General features: G+C 43.4%; 15 protein-coding genes. 9 read left to right on the top strand and 6 right to left on the bottom strand.

What is annotated here, in order from left to right; translation table 11 throughout:
• On the top strand, nucleotides 1-719 hold a 719-nt coding region (locus tag DW033_RS08085), incomplete at its 5' end, for a DMT family transporter (RefSeq protein WP_233554157.1).
• On the opposite strand, the gene DW033_RS08080 is transcribed toward DW033_RS08085, so the two are convergent.
• Nucleotides 705-1,595 carry a 1,4-dihydroxy-2-naphthoate polyprenyltransferase gene (locus DW033_RS08080; RefSeq protein ID WP_122382634.1) on the bottom strand — a complete coding sequence of 297 codons (891 nt, stop codon included), beginning with the start codon at nucleotides 1,593-1,595 and terminating at the stop codon, nucleotides 705-707. The two genes, DW033_RS08085 and DW033_RS08080, sit on opposite strands and share 15 nt — an antisense overlap.
• 93 nt (nucleotides 1,596-1,688) lie before the next feature.
• Here DW033_RS08080 and DW033_RS08075 point away from each other — a divergent pair, with 93 nt between their 5' ends.
• Nucleotides 1,689-2,090 carry a hypothetical protein gene (locus DW033_RS08075; RefSeq protein WP_005867997.1) on the top strand — a complete coding sequence of 134 codons (402 nt, stop codon included), beginning with the start codon at nucleotides 1,689-1,691 and terminating at the stop codon, nucleotides 2,088-2,090.
• A gap of 393 nt (nucleotides 2,091-2,483) precedes the next feature.
• Nucleotides 2,484-2,678: a hypothetical protein gene (locus tag DW033_RS08065; protein ID WP_005855829.1), complete on the top strand. Its 195-nt coding sequence runs from the start codon at nucleotides 2,484-2,486 to the stop codon at nucleotides 2,676-2,678.
• Nucleotides 2,679-2,824: 146 nt separating this feature from the next.
• On the opposite strand, the gene DW033_RS08060 is transcribed toward DW033_RS08065, so the two are convergent.
• A complete protein-coding gene (locus DW033_RS08060) occupies nucleotides 2,825-4,189 on the bottom strand; it encodes an MFS transporter (protein ID WP_005867995.1) in 1,365 nt (454 codons plus the stop codon).
• A 127-nt stretch (nucleotides 4,190-4,316) separates the two neighbouring features.
• The gene (locus DW033_RS08055) at nucleotides 4,317-5,330 is read right to left on the bottom strand and encodes a LacI family DNA-binding transcriptional regulator (RefSeq protein ID WP_005855821.1); all 1,014 of its coding nucleotides are present in this window, start codon (nucleotides 5,328-5,330) and stop codon (nucleotides 4,317-4,319) included.
• 200 nt (nucleotides 5,331-5,530) lie between these two features.
• On the opposite strand from DW033_RS08055, the gene DW033_RS08050 reads away from it, so the two are divergent.
• Genes DW033_RS08050 through DW033_RS08040 form a run of 3 tightly spaced genes read left to right on the top strand, consistent with a single transcriptional unit; the run spans nucleotide 5,531 to nucleotide 11,206 of the window.
• Nucleotides 5,531-8,500: a TonB-dependent receptor gene (locus DW033_RS08050; RefSeq protein ID WP_122382633.1), complete on the top strand. Its 2,970-nt coding sequence runs from the start codon at nucleotides 5,531-5,533 to the stop codon at nucleotides 8,498-8,500.
• Nucleotides 8,501-8,520: 20 nt separating this feature from the next.
• Nucleotides 8,521-10,068, top strand: coding sequence for a RagB/SusD family nutrient uptake outer membrane protein (locus tag DW033_RS08045; RefSeq protein WP_122382632.1), 1,548 nt, complete (start codon nucleotides 8,521-8,523; stop codon nucleotides 10,066-10,068).
• Nucleotides 10,069-10,096: 28 nt separating this feature from the next.
• The gene (locus DW033_RS08040) at nucleotides 10,097-11,206 is read left to right on the top strand and encodes a SusE domain-containing protein (protein ID WP_005855818.1); all 1,110 of its coding nucleotides are present in this window, start codon (nucleotides 10,097-10,099) and stop codon (nucleotides 11,204-11,206) included.
• A gap of 275 nt (nucleotides 11,207-11,481) precedes the next feature.
• Here DW033_RS08040 and DW033_RS08035 read toward each other — a convergent pair whose 3' ends face one another.
• Complete coding sequence (locus DW033_RS08035) at nucleotides 11,482-11,703, bottom strand: winged helix-turn-helix domain-containing protein (RefSeq protein WP_005855817.1); 222 nt, start codon at nucleotides 11,701-11,703, stop codon at nucleotides 11,482-11,484.
• A 195-nt stretch (nucleotides 11,704-11,898) separates the two neighbouring features.
• Here DW033_RS08035 and DW033_RS08030 point away from each other — a divergent pair, with 195 nt between their 5' ends.
• Nucleotides 11,899-12,768: an AraC family transcriptional regulator gene (locus DW033_RS08030; RefSeq protein WP_008778253.1), complete on the top strand. Its 870-nt coding sequence runs from the start codon at nucleotides 11,899-11,901 to the stop codon at nucleotides 12,766-12,768.
• Nucleotides 12,769-12,771: 3 nt separating this feature from the next.
• On the opposite strand, the gene DW033_RS08025 is transcribed toward DW033_RS08030, so the two are convergent.
• Together DW033_RS08025 and DW033_RS08020 are read right to left on the bottom strand one after the other, a co-directional pair.
• Complete coding sequence (locus DW033_RS08025) at nucleotides 12,772-14,364, bottom strand: alpha-galactosidase (RefSeq protein WP_122382631.1); 1,593 nt, start codon at nucleotides 14,362-14,364, stop codon at nucleotides 12,772-12,774.
• 146 nt (nucleotides 14,365-14,510) lie between these two features.
• Entirely contained in the window at nucleotides 14,511-16,553 is a 2,043-nt protein-coding gene (locus DW033_RS08020) for a M13 family metallopeptidase (RefSeq protein WP_005867991.1), read from the bottom strand.
• A gap of 182 nt (nucleotides 16,554-16,735) precedes the next feature.
• On the opposite strand from DW033_RS08020, the gene DW033_RS08015 reads away from it, so the two are divergent.
• Together DW033_RS08015 and DW033_RS08010 are read left to right on the top strand one after the other, a co-directional pair.
• Nucleotides 16,736-18,271 carry an alpha-N-arabinofuranosidase gene (locus DW033_RS08015; RefSeq protein WP_005855809.1) on the top strand — a complete coding sequence of 512 codons (1,536 nt, stop codon included), beginning with the start codon at nucleotides 16,736-16,738 and terminating at the stop codon, nucleotides 18,269-18,271.
• Between the two features lie 82 nt (nucleotides 18,272-18,353).
• Nucleotides 18,354-19,256, top strand: a complete 903-nt coding sequence (locus DW033_RS08010) for a nucleotidyltransferase (RefSeq protein WP_005867990.1) — start codon at nucleotides 18,354-18,356, stop codon at nucleotides 19,254-19,256.
• Nucleotides 19,257-19,475 lie beyond the last annotated feature (219 nt).

Below are 19,475 nucleotides of genomic sequence, written 5' to 3'. Positions count from 1 at the left end.
TTTTATTGGGTGCTTTTTATACAGGCTCGGCAATGTTCCTGTTTTGGGGCTATAATTTTATGGCGGCGGGAATCGCCACGACTCTACATTTCACCTATCCGATATTCGTAACCCTATTCATGCTGTTTGTATTCAAAGAAAAAACATCATGGATTACGCTCTTGGCGATCGGGCTCGCTATTTGTGGAGTAGCCCGTCTATCCATTGATGGAGGAGAGATGCGATTAAACGGGCTAGGCGTAATCATCGTATTACTTTCCGCCGTCGCTTATGCCCTCTATATCGTCACCGTCAATAAATCGAGGGTACATGATATGCCGGGACGAAAACTTACGTTCTATGTATTTATCGTCAGTACCTCTTTATTTTTCATAAAAGCACAGGCAGGAACAGGAATCCAACCCATTCCAGACCTGCCCTCTTTTATTAACCTCGTCTTATTAGCCTTCTTGCCAACCGTAGTATCTAACATTACATTGGTACAAGCCGTACACCATATCGGTTCCACCCTAACTTCCGTACTGGGAGCAACAGAACCCGTGACAGCCGTCTGCGTAGGTGTTTTAGTCTTTGGAGAGCCTTTCACCCCTCACCTCGCTTTAGGAATCTTACTGATTATCGTAGCGGTTACATTGATTATCCTGTCCAAATACATACAGAAAAGTCTCCATGAGGCCAAGCGATTGTTCAAAGCACGGCACATCTTAAGAACCAAATAATAATACAATCGAAAGCAATACGGCATAGATAAATACATTCCGTGCCGTATGCCCTAAAGTTCTATTAAGCTCACGGCCTTGATAGTGTTTCATCTCCAGCCATGTGGCGGCAAACAGCACGCTAAAAGCCGCGAATAAACAAACAAGCCAAGGTGAGGCATCCATCAATAAAGGCAGCGTGATCAAGACAGCCAATATACCGTTCAGCAAATAAGCTAACAACCCGAACGTACGCCCGAATAGCACAATCGTAGTCCGTTTACGAGCCGCCTTATCTTGCTCATAATCCCGGTAATTATTCACGATCAAAATATTAGCGGACAACAGCCCCAATGACAACGAAAGCAAGAATGACAATAAGGAAAACGATAAAGCTTGTACATAATACGTAAAACAAACCGGAATAATCCCATAAAACAATACGACACACACATCCCCCAGCCCGTTATAAGCCAAAGGAAACGGCCCTGCTGAATAAGCCAAGACACAAATCGCGATAGCAATTCCTACACCGATGAGCTCCCAGCCGGCAAAGAACAACAAGAAACAGCCACATAGACAAGAAAGCCCCAACGTGATAAAAGTCCCCCATAGCATTGCCTTAGGAGTTATCCAACCGGAAGCCACCGCTCGCTCCGGGCCTAACCGGTCCTCCTTATCCACCCCCTTCTTAAAATCAAAATAATCATTGGCAAAATTACTGGCTATCTGGGCGAGTAAAGCCACCAAAACACAAAGGATCGCCGGAGCCAATTTAAATACTCCATCCCTGTAAGCCAGCGCACACCCAACTAATACCGGACTAAATGATGCCGGCAACGTTTTCGGACGTGCCGCCTCTAACCAAGCTTGAATTCTCGATCTGTTATTCTCCATTCTATTGTTTTATTCTTAAAATAACTACAAAAATAAAAAACAAATAACATATACTGTTGTTATTATCTAAAGAAATACTTGTATATTTGCACCATGAAGAATTTTCTATTCATATTAGGTCTGTTGATTAGCTTCATGCTGTTTGCTCCCGAAGAAGGAACAAAGAGTATGGATGAGGTTATGTCTGCGACTAAAGAGGCCGTTATGAAAGAAAAAAACACGGCGGATGCCCAACGTCGTTTCGAAGTATTAAGTAACGAGCTGAAAAGCAGCAACTGCTTAACTCCCCGCAGGATTTCACAAACGACAAACAACACTATCGAAATACGGATATGGAAAAATATGGAGAAATCCCTTCAAGACATGCGTTTGAGAGGAGTAAATCAACTTCATAGAGTATCTCAACATATATCCACTTATCAGATCATAAATTTATCCACACTTCTGTGTCGTATGGGAGAGCATGTCTTTGCCCTACGAAAACTCATTATTTAGTTTTTAATTGTTTCATATTTGTATCTTTCGGTAAGTCATTGATATGTCTTATCGGCAGGAATATTGCATTTATTAAATCAATATTTCCGGGGAGTTATTGCCCATTTACATTATTATAAACAATTAAAAATTACAATTATGACAACTAATAAATCAGGTAAAATACGTATATATCTTTATGTTCTTCTAACAATCGCAGGTTGTGTATTCGCATGCAGTTCTATCATCCCTAACGACTATATTAAATTAGTAGTAGTTATGGGCACTCTATGTGTTGGTCTATATGGCATAATGAAAGGACTGAGTAGTACCGGGACGTCATCGGAAGAGGAAGTCTTGGAAAAAGAATAATAAAATACAACAATTATCGAATCCTAAAAAAATAAGAAGATCATGAGAATAAATAAAGATTTGGCTGATGCAATCATGATGGTTTCATTTATCGTATTGGTATTAGTCGGAACTACAACATTTGACAATGAGGTTACTAAAAACGTAACCATGGGATCCCTCGGTGTGATTACGGTAGCGATGTTAGTTCTTCGCGTCATAGGATCACGCCAAAAGGAAGAGGAAGAAGCCTTTTAGTAGTTAGTCCATTGGTTTCCTGTTGTTGTCCCGGGGTGACCCGGGATTATCTGAGATACGTTTTTCTACCTACATTATAATAACTTGCTGTTTGACTTGGGTATAGCGTTTTTACGCTTGACAACAGGAAACCGGACTTATATACCTTACACTTTTCGACTGAACTTTTTCTCTTTGACAAGACTAACTGCGGCAGCGGCGAAAAACAAGAAAACACCTCCCGTTAACAAAGCGAACACGGCATGCCCATGATAAACATTACGTACAATCCATCCATGAATGATTCCATTCGTGATCTGAGGTATCGTTATAAAGAAATTAAATATACCCATATAAGTACCCATCTTATCAGCGGGAAGACTATCGGAAAGAATAGCATAAGGCATCGCCAATATACTTGCCCACGCTATACCGATGCCAATCATGGAAAAGACCATCATTCCTGTGCTATTCAACAAATAGAGAGAAACCAGCCCTGCCCCTCCTAGGCATAAACAGAGGGCATGAGTCATTTTCCGACCTAAATGACGGGCAATCGGGATCAATAATAAAGCGAATAACATCGCCACAAAATTATAGATACTGAATAACTCACCTACCTTATCGCCAGCCATCGCATATTCGGCGGAAGCAGGATCTGTTGCCCCATATACATGTTCAGCGATAGCAGGCGTAGAATAAACCCACATGGAATACAAGGCAAACCAAGCGAAAAACTGGCATAAACCTAACTGTAACATTATTTTAGGCATATGAAAAATATCATGCATGATCTCCATAAAACCATTGCTATCCCGCCTTTTTTCAATGACCTCACCACCGGAAAGCCGAAACTCAGCCATCTCTTCCGGGGAATATTCCTTTGTCTTAAAAATTGTCCATAATACGCTCGCTAATAAAATCGCCGCACCGGCATAAAAGGCGAATTTAACATTATCGGCAACCTCACCAGCAACCGCCGTATTAGATAAACCAAACACCTTATTCATAATACTCGGCAACAAGGAACCAACGACAGCACCGATGCCGATCAAGAAAGTCTGGATCGAGAAGCCAGTCGTATGCTGCTCATCGGGTAGCATATCCCCTACCAAGGCACGGAAAGGCTCCATCGTTACATTGATGGAAGCATCCATGATCATCAACATACCCGCACCAATCAATACGGGAGATAAAATAGCCGTCTCTGTACCGGGTGACAAGAACAATCCCGCATTCGGCATCAATATCAAGGCAATCGTCGTAAAGATAGCTCCTACCAGAAAAAACGGACGCCGACGTCCTAAACGGCACCAAGTTTGGTCGGAATAATGACCAATGATAGGTTGTATGATCATACCTGTCAGCGGAGCCGCTAACCAAAATAAGGATAGTTGCTCTACATCCGCTCCATAGGTTTGAAGTATTCTACTTGAATTTGCGTTCTGAAGGGCGAAACCGAATTGAATGCCCAAGAAACCGAAAGTTAGATTCCAAATTTGCCAAAAACTCAAAAATGGTTTTGTTTTCATGAGAATTATGTTTTTTAAGGTATTTATTTGTTTGGTGACAAACATACGGAATTATTCCGAAACAGGACGTCGTCCCTATTCAAATTCATGCAAAGAAGTAAAGCAAACGTTTTCGGAAGCCACTTTTTTAACGGGTAGACTGTCTCACCACCAGATTTGTCTTGATAATCTTGCTCACGATACGATCCCCGTCACGCACGCCATTCAAACGTTCTATCAGCAAACGCATAGCGATAGCTCCCAACTCATAACCATGTTGATCCACGGAGGTCAGCAGGGGATCGCTAACTTCCGCTAAGCTATTATTCGTAAACCCACAAATCGAAACCTCATCGGGTATCCTCAATCCCTTGGCCTTGACAACATTCAGCACCCCTATAGCAGTCTCATCATTTACGGCGAAGAACGCATCCGGACGATTGGGTAACGACAATAATTCCGGGGTCAACCGAAGCGCCTCGGTATAATTATCACAAATCTTGATTAACTCTTTATCTACCGGTAATCCATTTTTACGCAAAGCATCCTCATATCCCATCCTACGATTATTAGAGATCGCTAAATGAGAAGGAGATCCGAAAAAGGCGATTCGCCGGCAACCGCTACGAATCAAGTATTCAACAGCGGAGCAAACCCCGGCATAATCATCAACGACCACCCGGTCTGTCAAGATCCCCGTGCATATACGATCGAAAAACACCATGGGTATATCGCTATCGATTAGTTCTTGAAAATGATTGTAGATCGTCGTCGTTTTAGCGACAGAAGCCAAGACACCGCAAACACGTGCTTCCAATAAAGCTTGCGCACCTTTTACTTCTTTCTCATAATTCTCATTACTTTGACAAATAATAACACGATACCCTCCCTTTTCCGCCTCATCTTCTATACCGGATAAAACAGAAGAAAAGAAATAATGTACGATCTGCGGTAAAATAACACCGATTGTTTTCGTATTATTTGTCCGTAAACTCAAGGCTAAGGCATTGGGCTTATATTTATGTTCACGAGCGTAAGCATTCACTATATTCTTGGTTTCTTGGCTGATATCCGGATGATCAGCCAAGGACCGAGAGACTGTTGACGGGGAAATATGCAAGGCTTTCGCTATATCCTTTATCGTGATTTGACGCTTTTTCATGGTTCTCTTTTTTATAAAATCAAAGATATGTATTTAGGTCATATAATGCAAACGTTTGCGAGAACGTTTGCGTAAATTTATAGGGGTATCGACAAACATTTTAACAACATGAGAGGTTTGATAAACATACATTTGCATTCATATACTATGGCTAAAATTCAATAAATATAATAGAGTATTAATCTTAAACTGTCTAATGCATGAAACAAAAAATGTATTCTTGCGACGCAAGAGTAATCTTATCTGTCTTGATAGGATTGTTTCTCTCCTGCAATGTTTTCGCACAAGACGTCACGATCAAAGGCAACGTGAAAGATGCGAAAGGTGAACCCATCATCGGGGCTAGTATCCTTGAAAAAGGAACTACGAATGGAACTGTTACCGATTTCGACGGTAACTTTATGCTCTCGGCGCCTAAAGGAAGTACGATCGGTATTTCTTACATAGGCTACAAATCACAAGACATTATCAACCAAGGACAAAGTAATTTAATTGTCGTATTACAAGAAGATACGGAAGTATTGGACGAGATTGTCGTAATCGGTTATGGTACGGTGAAGAAAGATGACGCTACCGGTTCCGTGACGGCCATTAAGCCAGATAAGATGAACCGGGGTTTGACCACCACCGCAACCGATATGATCAACGGTAAAATCGCCGGTGTAAATATCACGACTGACGGTGGAGCTCCGGGTTCGGGAGCCAGTATCCGCATCCGTGGTGGTTCTTCCTTATCGGCCAGCAACAACCCGCTGATCGTTATCGATGGACTTCCGATCGACAATGACGGTATCAAAGGGGTATCCAACCCGTTGAGTACGATCAACCCGAACGATATCGCAACATTCACCGTATTAAAAGACGCATCCGCCACAGCGATCTATGGTTCGCGTGCCTCTAACGGTGTGATTCTTATCACCACTAAGAAAGGTGAAAAAGGCTCCCGCCCACGGGTTACGTACGATGGAAACGTTTCTATCAGCACGAAGACCAAATCAATCGATGTTATGGGAGCTGACGAATATCGTAATTTCGTAACGGATCGTTTTGGGGCGGAATCAAGCGCCGTTAAGTTATTAGGAAAAGAAAATACGGATTGGCAGAAAGAGATCTTCCGTACAGCAGTGGGAACCGATCATAATATCACGGTATCCGGAGGCTTGAATAATATGCCTTATCGTGTATCCGTCGGATATACAAACCAAAATGGTATATTGAAAACCTCTAAGTTCGAACGTTATACTGGATCTGTAAACCTAGCTCCCAGTTTCTTCGAAGATCATTTAAATATTAACTTCAACGCCAAGGGAATGATCTCAAATAATCGTTTCGCCGATACGGGAGCTATCGGAGCGGCAATCGCATTCGACCCGACTCAACCAGTCATGAACGGCAACAGTAAATACGGAGGTTATTTCGCTTGGGAAAATGCCGGTGAATTTATCTCAATCGCTACAAAAAACCCGGTAGCGATGCTTCAACAGAAAAAAGAAGAGGCTAATTCTAAAAACTTAGTCGGTAATATCCAAGTTGATTATAAATTCCATTTCCTTCCCGAATTACGTGCGAACTTGAATTTAGGCATGGATATGGCTACCGGTACACAAGATATTTACTATCCGAAAGAATCTCCATTAGGTTACGTGGATAACGGCAAAACAGGTTATGAGACAATCGACAAATACAATCACCTATTGGATTTTTATTTGCAGTACGCTAAGGATTTCAATGAAAAGCATCATTTTGATATCATGGCTGGTTACTCTTGGCAACATTTCCATCGTTCCACAGAGAACGCATACAATAACTTGAACGGAGATAACCCGACTTCTTATATTTTCAAGACAGAAAGTTATTTGATCTCTTTCTTCGGACGTGTCAATTATTCATTCATGAATCGCTATCTTATCACCGCTACCTTACGTAACGATGGCACTTCCCGCTTCTCTAAAGACAACCGTTGGGGATTGTTCCCTTCCGTGGCTTTAGGATGGAAGATCAAGGAAGAGGGCTTTATGAAAGACGTGGACGCTGTATCGGATTTAAAACTACGCTTGGGTTATGGTATTACCGGTCAACAGGATATCTCGCAAGGAGACTACCCGTATATGGCGACTTATTTTGCGGGACAAGACGGAGCCTACTATCAATTTGGCGACCAATTTGTTCCTATCGCCCGTCCCGACGGTTACAACCCGAACTTGAAATGGGAGGAGACTACTACTTGGAACGCCGGATTCGACTTCGGATTCTTAGATAACCGTATCACTTCATCCTTGGATTATTATTACAGGGAAACTAAGGACTTGATCAATGTGATCGACGTACCGGCCGGAACAAACTTCAAGAACCGTATCGTCAGCAATATCGGTTCTTTGAGAAATCAAGGTGTTGAGTTCTCCATCAACGCTAAAGCGATCTCAACCCCTGATTGGAAATGGGATCTAGGCTTTAATGTCGCTTGGAACAACAACGAGATTACCAAGCTAACCGCACAGGATGACGCCTCATCCATCGTATTGACAGGAACCGTAGAAGGTGGTACCGGGACCATGATACAGGCACAAGGCGTGAATCACCCGGCGAACTCATTCTATGTATACGAGCAGGTATATGATCAACAGGGAAATCCGATCGAAGGATTATACGTGGACCGCAACGGAGATGGCGTGATCAATGACGAGGACCGTTATTTCTGCCATAAACCGGCGGCCGATGTAACGATGGGCTTTACTTCTAAATTGGTATGGAAAGCATGGGATTTCAGTTTCTCACTTCGTTCCAACCTCGGGAACTATGTATATAATAATGTAGCCTCATCCAATGCGGCATTAAGTGAAGGTAGTATTAACAATAAAGGCTATCTATCCAACCGTCCGCTATCCGCTTTCGATACGAATTTCCAGAACATGAACGTATTGTCCGATTATTATGTACAAAACGCATCCTTCTTACGCTGCGATAATATCACGTTGGGTTACTCTTTCAACAAATTATTCGGCGTATTGGGCGGACGCATCTACGGAACCGTACAGAATCCTTTTGTTATCACGAAATATAAAGGATTGGATCCGGAGGTAGCGAACGCAGCTGATAAGACCTTCGGTATCGATAAGAACGTATATCCTCGCCCATTGGTAGGTATACTCGGTGTAAGTCTTAACTTCTAATTTTAAATCAGGATATCTATATGAATACGAAATTCTTTAAATATATAATACCGGCTTTATCGCTGGTTTTTAGCGTAAACTTCACCTCTTGCCTAGGTGATCTCGATGTTACGCCTATTGATCCGAACCTAAACGTAGAGTTCGATCAGAACGCCAATTTCGCCAAGATCTATGCGGGATTAGCCATCACAGGAAATAAAGGTCCCGACGGACAAGGAGATATCGCCGACACGGATGAGGGAGCGTCGGGTTTGATGCGTATGCTATTCAACCTAAATGAGCTTCCTACGGACGAGGCGATTTGCGCTTGGTCTGGCGACGTGGATGTATATCCCTTGAACTTCGCTAAGTTTACCGCCTCGAACGGTGTGGTATTGAATATGTTCAACCGTCTGTACATCCAAATCGCTCAGTGTAATAACTTCTTAATACAGACAGAGGGCAAGGATGACGAGGAAAGTCTTACACAGCGTGCTGAAGTTCGTTTTATCCGTGCCTTGGATTATTATTATTTGATTGATTTATATGGCAATGTCCCGTTCGTTGATGAGAACACGGGTATCGGTACCTATGTTCCCGAACGGATTACCCGGGCGAATCTCTATACCTATATAGAGAAAGAGTTGAAAGAAATCGAGCCACAAATGAAGGCTCCCCGTGCAAATGTATATGGACGTGCCGATCAAGCCGCCGTATGGATGCTACTTTCCCGCTTATATCTGAACGCGGAAGTATATACAGGTACCCCTCAATGGTCTGCCGCCGCTGAATACTCAAAGAAAGTCATGGACGCCGGTTTCTCTCTGGCTCCTAATTATGGAGATAATTTCCTTGCAGATAACAACACCTCTCCCGAGATGATCCTGCCGATTTGTTATGATGGCGTACAGACCCGCTCTTGGTCCGGATTGTTCTTTATCGCCAGCTTTATCAGTGGTGACATGAACGCACTGGTTGATTTCGGAACTAAAGAAGCATGGGGTGGTAACCGTGCCCGCATGGCATTGGTGAAAAAGTTCGCTTCTGACGGAGACTTATCGAAAACAACTGATACACGTGCCTCTTTCTGGACTACAGACCGTACATTCGAGATCAATAAGCCGACCGAGTTTACAGAAGGTTATTCTGTAACTAAATTCAAGAATATCACGAAATCCGGACAAATCGGTCATGATCCGAATCAGCAGTTCCCGGATATGGATTTCCCATTGTTCCGTTTAGCCGAGGCTAATCTGACCTTCGCCGAAGCCACATTACGGGCAGGAGGCGATAAACAAGCCGCTTTAAGCGCTATTAACCAACTACGGAAAAGAGCGAAAGCCACGGAAATTACGGCAACCGATCTTACTTTGGATTTTGTGCTTGATGAGAAGGCCCGTGAGTTCTATTTTGAGGCGCAACGCCGTACGGATTTGATCCGCTACAATAAGTTCACCTCCAATTATACTTGGGATTGGAAAGGCGAGACAGCGGGAGGTACTTCAATCTCCAGTCACTTCTCATTGTTACCGATTCCTTCGACCCAACTCGTGGTAAACAGTAACTTGAAACAAAATCCGGGTTATTAATCGTAAAACCTATTAATAAGTAACAATTATGAATAAAGTCAATATATTATCCATCGTGTTTGCGGGCATCTGTGCTTTTTCTGCCTGCACGGACGATAAAGATCCGGTTATCAATGACCTAAAGGACTCAGAAGGTAATAATATATCTTTTACCCTCAATGCTCCGAATAATAGCTCATATACTTTAATGCCGGAAAATGCCAGTAGTATCATCGATATTTTTACCTGTGAACAACCGGATTACGGTTTCGCGGCAGGTGTAACGTATACCGTACAAGTCTGTGAAGGAGGAACTGAATTCGAGAAATTCGAGTCGCTGCCGACTACCGGTTCCGGCGAAAAAGTCTTGATCAAGACATTCGAGCTGAATGATGCCATGAACAATCTGGGAATGGTTAATCCCACCGTAGCTTATAATGTGGACTTCCGTCTTAAAGCATTTATTAACGACAGTGTTCCCGAACTTTATTCGAACACGGTAAACATGGCGATCACTCCATATAGTGGCGCCCGTACCCAAGTTTATTTCGTGGGTGACATATTCGACAACGGATGGAACAATAACGACCCATCGATGCGTATATTCGCCGACGACGATGTTAATAATATGTTATTCACTTACACGGGTTTCGTAAAAGCCGGTAGCGCATTCAAGATCATTCAAACCCCGGGTGATTGGGGCATTCAATGGGGTTACGACAGCGACGGAGCATTAAGCAATGACGGCGGTAGCGGTAATATCGAAGGCTTCACGCAGGATGGCTATTATACGATCACGTTAGACTTGGCTGGTAACAAATACAGCATCGAACCTTATACCGGAGCGACAACCGAATACAAACAAATCTCCCTGATTGGAGACTTCAATGATTGGGGTGGTGATCTAGATTTACAACAGGCTAGTTACGACAAGCACATCTGGATCGGCGAGAAAATAGAGATTCCGTCCGATGGCGGTTTGAAATTACGTGCGGATCATGACTGGGCCGTAAGCTTCGGTGGCAGCAATAGTTTATGGAACGATAAACAAGGACAATTCGCCAAATTTGACGGAGGTGATAATGTAAAGGTTTCCGCCGGTACCTATTTTATCAAGTTTAATGACTTAACGAAACATATCATTCTACTAGCCGAATAAGGCATTACTTAAATTACCATCCTTTACTTGATTTAAAAGTCAAGTAAAGGTGGTAATAGATAAAAGTAACGCTTGTGTTTATGAATTATGTCTCAAAAGATATGTTTTAGAACATGATTTTGTTAAATCACGTTAAGTAAATGAGATTTCCAAACTATTCGTTATGCTACATAACATAAAACCTCTATATTTGCACTGTGTTTTTCATGGTATTAGATTTAAGGTTAACAATGAAGATTGGCTGTCCGTGATGGATAGCCTTTTTTTGTTTCCTTTTAATAGTACATATTGGATTTGATGCCATTGCTGACATACAACAAACCATTCTTTCTCGTGATATAAATATTGTTTTCTCTAGCCAACCAGCCAATAGCCAAGGCTAGGTCCTCAATACTTAAAGACAATTTACGGCTTAACTCTTGCGTAGATATTTCATTTACCTCGTTTAGCGCATGCCACACTTTTCCTGCGTTTAGTCCAATTCTTCCTTTTTCCATAATCAAAATACTTTTCTAGTTAACGAACTATATTCTTTTTGTTTCCTCTTTCCTACGATTAGTAGTCATTTGTAAAGTTCGCCCTTAAATTTTAGGGAATCAATATCCATTCTTTCGTTTCTATGTTCTATTTTTATTATCTTGAATAATAAGTATTTATTAATTCCTATATTTGAGACGAATTACCGATTAGATATGGAAAAGGAAATGCTCACATTCGATATCACGAACGATTTTATCGTCGGAGATCGTATCACAAAAGAGACGCTAAACAAATACAGCAAGCTGCCTCATAAGATAAAGGCAGGTTTGTTTCTCCTTTGTGTAGAAGGTTCCGTGCAGGCTTCTATCAATCTAGCGAAGTATACGATTAACAAATATGATTTCGTGACCTTAGTGCCCAGCAATTTTATCCAGTTCCATGAAATATCGGACGACGCACGTTTCTATTTCGCCGGATTCTCTTCGGAGTTTATGACAAACATCAATTTTATTAAATCAACCATGAGCTTTCTTCCCGTTATCACGGAACATCCGATCATGCCGCTGGAAGAATCTGTAGCTCAATTATATATTGACGGATACCGTTTATTGATACGTGCGCAATCCTTATCCCCGTCTTATTCTATGGTAAATAAAAACCTAGTCATCGCTTATCTCACGATATTCATGCAAGGAACGGCTGAGTTATATAAAAATCATAGCCATTGGACAAATGGAATCCGTACGCGCACCAATGAGATTTACCGTAAGTTTATCCAACTTGTCGTAGAGCATTATACCACCGAGCACAGCGTTTCTTTTTACGCCGCTCAATTAAATTTGTCGTTACCTCATTTCTGCACGACTATTAAGAAAGCGATCGGACTTACTCCCTTGGAAATCATTTCCTCCATTATCACGATGGATGCCAAGGCACAATTAAGATCGACAGACTTAACCGTAAAAGAGATCGCTTTCTCTTTAGGCTTTAACAACCTGTCTTTTTTCAACAAATATTTCAGGCAGCATACGGGAATGACACCTCAAGAATATAGAAGAATGAAAATTCCCTCAAGCACGTAGCCATCACTTCTTTTGTAAAACCATACGATCGATATCGGGCATCCATGAGTTTCCATTCGATAAGCGTATGCGATTCATCCCGGGTTTCAAACGGATCTCTATTTGCTCGCTAGCGACCTCATGCGCAGGATGAGCCTCTACATTTTTTACGACAACTCCATTAACTTGACAAATTAATTCTCGATTCTCCGCACACTGATAATCCACGGACATCAAGTATAAACCTCCCTCACGACTGTATACATTATGCCATTCCAGATAATTGCTATCACGATTACCTAATCCCGTAACCTTCGCACCTCCAGAGCAATTCCCGTCATCCTCATAAATCGCCGTTCCAAACGCTTTGTGATTTTTTATTTCTTGATAGTCTTGCAACCAAGCACATTCCGCCTCATAAACCGTCCGTTCTCCCCTTTCCGGTCCATCCAGACGGAAAATACGTGTCCCATGCGCAGGTATGGTTACGGAAAAATCCCGATCCTTGTACTTTCCAAGATCTCTCCTTTCAAATAAGTCCCGTACACTCACGTCGCCCCGCAAATAGAAATCGGCAAAATCCAGATGAATAGTCCGTTCCTCATCCGTAGAATTATAGACGGCAACAGCGCATGTATTCCCATTCACTTCTTCCAGATCCTTTGTCAAGATATACACTCCATCCATTTGCTTAACGACATAAGCTTGCAAGCCTAGTACGTCTTGATTTAACGCTATCAGTTCCTCGTTTTTCAGTAGCCGCAAAGATTTCTCAGAGATGGTAGTCAGATCACAGCCAATCAATAAAGGGGAACTCATGATACACCACATTCCAAAATGAGTTTTATCTTCTTCCTCACTCATTCCACGGCCGATCTCAAGCATATCCATATCATTATATTTTCCTTCGCTCGCATAAGCGGACAAATATAGATTCTGCCGGATAATATTCTTCACGGACTCCCAGCTAGGATTTATATCTTGCGAGATACGCCATGAGAAGGCAACGTCATGCACCCACGTACCGGGAAAATCCCAACGACATACATTCATACGCACATCTTTACGGCTGGTAGCTAGTATCGCATTATGGATCGCCGTGTATCGCTCTTGCTCATCCAGACCTAATTGATCGAAATTCTGTTTGGCATCGCCGCCACAAAAGTCGATCTTAATAAAATCGAATCCTATTTCCTTAAAGAAGTAGTCTGCGTCCTGACGATCGTGCCCATAAAAGCCGACATTGATCCCTAAAGAATCCTTATCCCAAAAGGAGCCGCAAGTATTCCGGCCCGCATCGGAATAAATACCCGCCTTAAACCCTAACGCATGGATATGATCTACCGTCTGCTTCAAGCCATTCGGAAAACGGACCGGATGAGTGATTAACTCCCCGCTCGCATCCCGTCCCCCAAAATACCCGTCATCAATATTGATATATTTATATCCAACCTCTTTCAAGCCATTCCGCGACATCGCATCAGCTTGTTTCATTATCAGTTTGTCGCTGATATTCACTCGATAGGTATTCCATGAGCTCCATCCCATCGTGGGAGGATCATACGCAAAAACAGAAGATGCCAAGAGAAGCAAGGCGATTGATATATAGTTTCGCATGGTATAAAATTTTCATGTATAACGTTCTTAATCAAACAAAAATAAGAAAAGTGCATCAGACTGCCAAATCGGGATAAACGAAAAAAGGGAAGTATGCCTTTTTGACGTGACATACTTCCCTCATTTATATAAACTCTGTATTTGGATTACCAGATAACCACCCGATCAGCCGGAGCCATAAACATCGGATCGCCCTCTTTAATGTCAAAAGCGGCATAGAACGGGGCGATATTACGCAAGGCAGCGTTCACACGCCATTTTCCCAATGAATGCGGGTCGATCTTGGTACGACGACGGATCTCCTCGGGACGGATATTTTGTCCCCACAACGTCGCATACCCCAAGAAGAAACGTTGCTCATTCGTGAAGCCATCGATCGGGGCCGGAGTCTCTTTGCCCTTCAAGCTATTCAAATAAGCTTGGTGAGCGACCAACAAACCTCCGTGGTCGGCGATATTCTCACCCAACGTAAAACGTCCGTTGGCATGAAGCGTATCTATTACGATAATCTGGTCATATTGATCAACCAATTTATCAGCACGCTCCTTGAAACGAACAGCATCCTCGGCAGTCCACCAATCGATCAAATTACCATCCTTATCGTAGTTACGTCCCTGATCATCGAATCCATGCGTCATCTCATGGCCGATTACCACACCGATAGCGCCATAGTTCACCGCATCGTCGGCATCCGGATTAAAGAATGGAGGCTGAAGGATCGCGGCCGGGAAACAGATCTCATTCGTAGTCGGATTGTAATAAGCGTTCACGGTCTGCGGATTCATATGCCAACGAGACTTATCGACCGGCTTATCCACGTCCGCCAATTGATAGGCCATATCGAAGATGTTAGAACGGCGAACATTCGCCCAATAAGAATCGTCCTTGATCTCCAAACCACTATAATCACGCCATTTGTCCGGATAACCAATTTTCACCGTAAAGGCAGCCAATTTCTCTTGAGCTTTCGCCTTAGTCGTATCGCTCATCCATTCCAAGCCGTTGATCCGCTCGCTCAAAGCGGTCTGCAAATTCCCCACCAGCGTTAACATCTTTTCCTTGGAAGAAGCCGGGAAGTATTTCTCTACATACATCTCGCCGACGGCCTCGCCCAACGCACCGTTTACCGTATTCAACGAACGCTTCCAACGAGGTTGTTGTTCCTGCTTTCCGGACATTACCTTTCCATAGAACTCAAAATCAGCATCTACAAAATCATCACTTAGGTATGGAGCCGCCGCGCTCAATAAATTAAACGCCAAATAATATTTTTGCTCATCGACCGTCGTATTCCGCAAAGCCTCACTCATATCCTTATAGAAGTTGATTTGCTTCGCGTCCAACTCTTTCAGCCCGGCTAATCCCATGGATTCAAAATATACATCCCAATCCAACGGGGACTCTATTTTCTTGAAATCCTCGTAAGGCAATTTATTATAGTTTTTCTGGGAGTCACGCAAATCCTCACGGCCATAAGAGATCTCGGCGATAGCCTTCTCTATTTTCATCACGGCATCCACCGCCGCATCCGCTTGCTCCGGACTTGAGCCGGCCAATGTAAATAATTTATTTATATAAGCCCTGTAAGCATCACGCATCTTGGCGGAGCCTTCATCTTCCAATAAATAATAATCCCGATCGCCCATTCCGATACCAGCCTGATACAGCTGGACGATATTCATGGCACTATTCTTCTCGTCAGCGCCCACGAACAAAGCGAAGAACGGAGCCATGCCTTCCTTATGAAGCGTAGCCACCATCTTAGAGACATCCGATTTCGTTGCCAGCGCATTGATAGCGGCCAGTTCCTCTTTGATAGGAGCCACTCCATCGGCATTCAACTTCGTGCTATCCAATCCCATCGCATACAAAGCGCCGATCTTCCCGGCGACACTACCCGCCTCATGGGGCGTAGCGCTAAGTTCCTCGATCAATACCCGGAGCTGTTCTTGGTTATTCTCTAGTAATTGGTCGAAAGTTCCGAAACGAGCGTATTCCGGTTTCAATGGATTATTCTTTATCCATCCACCACAAGCGTATTCATAAAAATCCGTACCTGCGGCAACCGTGGTATCCATATTCGCAGGATTAATAGCAGCGATCTTCACTACCTCTTTCTGAGGAGTGTTACAACTCGCTAAAGCGACTATCCCAGCCGCTAAAAACGGAAACATTTTTCTCTTTCTCATTTTGTTTAGTCTTTTGCCTTAAAACCTTACAAAGATACGATAAATACACAAAAGAAAAACATGTACGTGTTTCTTTTAAAACATGTACGACTTTTTACGAAAACACGTACGTGTTTTTCGGACGATAAAAGGATTCATGTATTCAAGAATAAGTGTATCTTTGCCAACAAATCATTTATATCATGAAGAAACTAATAATCAGCGTTTGGGCATTTATCGCCCTTCCCTTATTCGCTCAGCGAGACGCGAATATCCGTATTTATCCGGAGCAAGGTAACCAACAGATCAGTAAACATATTTACGGGCAATTCGCCGAACATCTAGGGAGTTGTATCTACGGTGGCTTATGGGTGGGGCCGGAGTCCGACATCCCTAATACCCAAGGATACCGTACGGATGTCTTAAACGCGTTGAAGAAACTACAGATCCCGAACTTACGTTGGCCGGGCGGTTGCTTCGCCGACGAATATCATTGGATGGATGGAATCGGCCCCAAGGAAAATCGCCCGAAAATGGTGAATAATAACTGGGGAGGGACGATTGAGGATAATAGTTTTGGAACCCATGAGTTCTTGAATCTATGTGAGTTATTAGGTTGTGAGCCTTACATCAGCGGAAACGTGGGAAGCGGTACGGTTGAGGAAATGGCTAAATGGGTGGAATACATGACCTCGGAAGGAGACAGCCCAATGGCCAACCTACGCCGGAAAAATGGCCGGGATAAGGCATGGAAAGTCAAGTTTTTCGGCGTTGGGAACGAGAGTTGGGGATGCGGGGGCAGTATGCGACCGGAATATTATTCCGACCTTTACCGTCGTTACTCTACGTATTGCCGTAACTATGATAGCAATGTCTTGTTCAAGATCGCCAGCGGTGCCAGCGATTATGATTACAACTGGACCGAGACGCTGATGAAACAAATCGGCGGACGCATGGATGGTATCTCTTTACATTATTATACAGTAGGAGATTGGAACAATAAAGGCTCCGCTACCGATTTCAACACGGAGGATTATTACTGGACCTTAGGAAAATGCCTTGAGATAGAGGATGTCGTTAAAAAGCATATCGCTATCATGGATAAATACGACCCGAAGAAAAATATAGCCCTCATGGTAGACGAATGGGGCACTTGGTGGGATGTGGAACCCGGTACGATCCCCGGCCATCTGTTCCAGCAAAACACGATGCGCGACGCTTTCGTGGCCGCTCTTACCCTACATGTCTTCCACAAATATACGGACCGAGTGAAAATGACCAATATCGCACAGATTGTCAATGTATTGCAGTCCATGATCCTCACGAAAGGCAAGGACATGGTGCTTACGCCCACTTACCATGTGTTCGAGATGTACAAGGTTCATCAAGACGCTACCTTTTTGCCGATGGATCTAATCTGCGACAAGGAGAAAGTAAGAGACAACCGGGAAGTGCCGGTCGTAAGCGCCTCCGCATCCCGGGACTCGCAGGGTAAAATCCATATCTCGTTGGCAAACGTAGATCCCCGGCAAAGCGAGAACATCCATATCGACCTGCAAAACGTAACGATAAAGAGCGTGAACGGGCGTATCCTGACAGCGTCCTCCATAAACGACTATAACACATTCGATTCGCCGGAGAAGGTCAAGCCGGAAGTTTTCAAGGGAGCCAAGGTGGAAAAGGGAAAGTTAAGCGTCAGCCTTCCTCCCATGTCGATCGTCGTATTAGAAGTTTTATAAAAAGACGGACAATAACATGGCAATGTTTCTATAATTATTAACTTTGCCCGAAGAATTAAAAAACACATTAAAGAAACGCATTATGAAACCTACATTATTTGTATTGGCAGCCGGAATGGGTAGTCGTTATGGAGGATTAAAACAATTGGACGGCCTAGGTCCCAATGGCGAGACCATCATGGACTATTCTATTTTCGATGCTATTCGTGGCGGGTTCGGTAAACTTGTATTCGTTATCCGCAAATCTTTCGAGAAAGACTTCCGTGAGAAAATCATCTCCAAATATGAGAACCATATCCCGGTTGAAGTCGTATTCCAAGACTTGAACGATCTTCCGGAGGGCTTCACTTGCCCGGAGGGACGTGAGAAACCGTGGGGAACCAACCATGCCGTATTGATGGGCAAGAAGGTTATCAATGAGCCTTTCGCCGTAATCAACGCCGATGATTTCTACGGACGTGACAGCTTCGCCGTATTAGGCAAGCAATTGTCTGAGATGGATGGCAAGAAGAATGATTATTGCATGGTAGGCTACCGTGTAGGTAATACGTTGAGCGAGAGCGGTTCCGTGGCACGTGGTGTTTGCGCCACGAACGAGGAAGGTTATCTGACAGGCGTCGTGGAACGTACCGCTATCGAACGTATCGACGGAGATATCCAGTTTGTAGACGAGAACGGAAAGAAGGTCGTATTGGAAGAAAACACGCCGGTCTCCATGAATATGTGGGGCTTCACTCCCGATTATTTCGAGTATTCCGAGGAATTCTTCAAAGAGTTCTTGAAAGCGAACATGGGTAATTTAAAGAGTGAATATTTCATCCCGTTGATGGTAAATAAATTGATCACGGAAGGAACAGCCCGTGTGAAAGTATTGGATACAACCTCCAAATGGTTCGGCGTAACTTACGCAGCGGATCGTCAAGGCGTTGTGGATAAGATCCAAGCCTTGGTAGACGCAGGCGAGTATCCAAGCAAATTATTCTGATTATAAGGTTCTTATGGCTGATTCCTCAGCAGGAAGTAACAGCCGTGGCCTAAGACTTTTATCGTATCACCCTTGTGAAGCGATCTTTTCACCTCTGTGAAACGATCTTTTCACGGGGGTGATACGATCTTTTCACTCCTGTGAAAAGATCAATACCTCCTAATGAAGGCTCACCCGATAAACCTGGGGGATTAAGCATACAGCTTTGTAAGTCTGAAA

The sequence above is a fragment of the Parabacteroides sp. AF39-10AC genome, from assembly GCF_003635405.1.
Classification (GTDB): Bacteria; Bacteroidota; Bacteroidia; order Bacteroidales; family Tannerellaceae; genus Parabacteroides; species Parabacteroides distasonis.
The sequence above is the reverse complement of the archived record's forward strand: the minus strand, read 5'-3'. Positions and strand labels throughout refer to the sequence as shown.

Coding starts and splice junctions, on each gene's coding strand:
- DW033_RS08055 (WP_005855821.1), bottom strand. CDS start 5,330: ATGAAAAAGCGTCAAATCACGATAAAGGATATAGCGAAAGCCTTGCAT.
- DW033_RS08075 (WP_005867997.1), top strand. CDS start 1,689: ATGAAGAATTTTCTATTCATATTAGGTCTGTTGATTAGCTTCATGCTG.
- DW033_RS08065 (WP_005855829.1), top strand. CDS start 2,484: ATGAGAATAAATAAAGATTTGGCTGATGCAATCATGATGGTTTCATTT.
- DW033_RS08040 (WP_005855818.1), top strand. CDS start 10,097: ATGAATAAAGTCAATATATTATCCATCGTGTTTGCGGGCATCTGTGCT.
- DW033_RS08060 (WP_005867995.1), bottom strand. CDS start 4,189: ATGAAAACAAAACCATTTTTGAGTTTTTGGCAAATTTGGAATCTAACT.
- DW033_RS08050 (WP_122382633.1), top strand. CDS start 5,531: ATGAAACAAAAAATGTATTCTTGCGACGCAAGAGTAATCTTATCTGTC.
- DW033_RS08035 (WP_005855817.1), bottom strand. CDS start 11,703: ATGGAAAAAGGAAGAATTGGACTAAACGCAGGAAAAGTGTGGCATGCG.
- DW033_RS08010 (WP_005867990.1), top strand. CDS start 18,354: ATGAAACCTACATTATTTGTATTGGCAGCCGGAATGGGTAGTCGTTAT.
- DW033_RS08015 (WP_005855809.1), top strand. CDS start 16,736: ATGAAGAAACTAATAATCAGCGTTTGGGCATTTATCGCCCTTCCCTTA.
- DW033_RS08020 (WP_005867991.1), bottom strand. CDS start 16,553: ATGAGAAAGAGAAAAATGTTTCCGTTTTTAGCGGCTGGGATAGTCGCT.
- DW033_RS08080 (WP_122382634.1), bottom strand. CDS start 1,595: ATGGAGAATAACAGATCGAGAATTCAAGCTTGGTTAGAGGCGGCACGT.
- DW033_RS08030 (WP_008778253.1), top strand. CDS start 11,899: ATGGAAAAGGAAATGCTCACATTCGATATCACGAACGATTTTATCGTC.
- DW033_RS08025 (WP_122382631.1), bottom strand. CDS start 14,364: ATGCGAAACTATATATCAATCGCCTTGCTTCTCTTGGCATCTTCTGTT.
- DW033_RS08045 (WP_122382632.1), top strand. CDS start 8,521: ATGAATACGAAATTCTTTAAATATATAATACCGGCTTTATCGCTGGTT.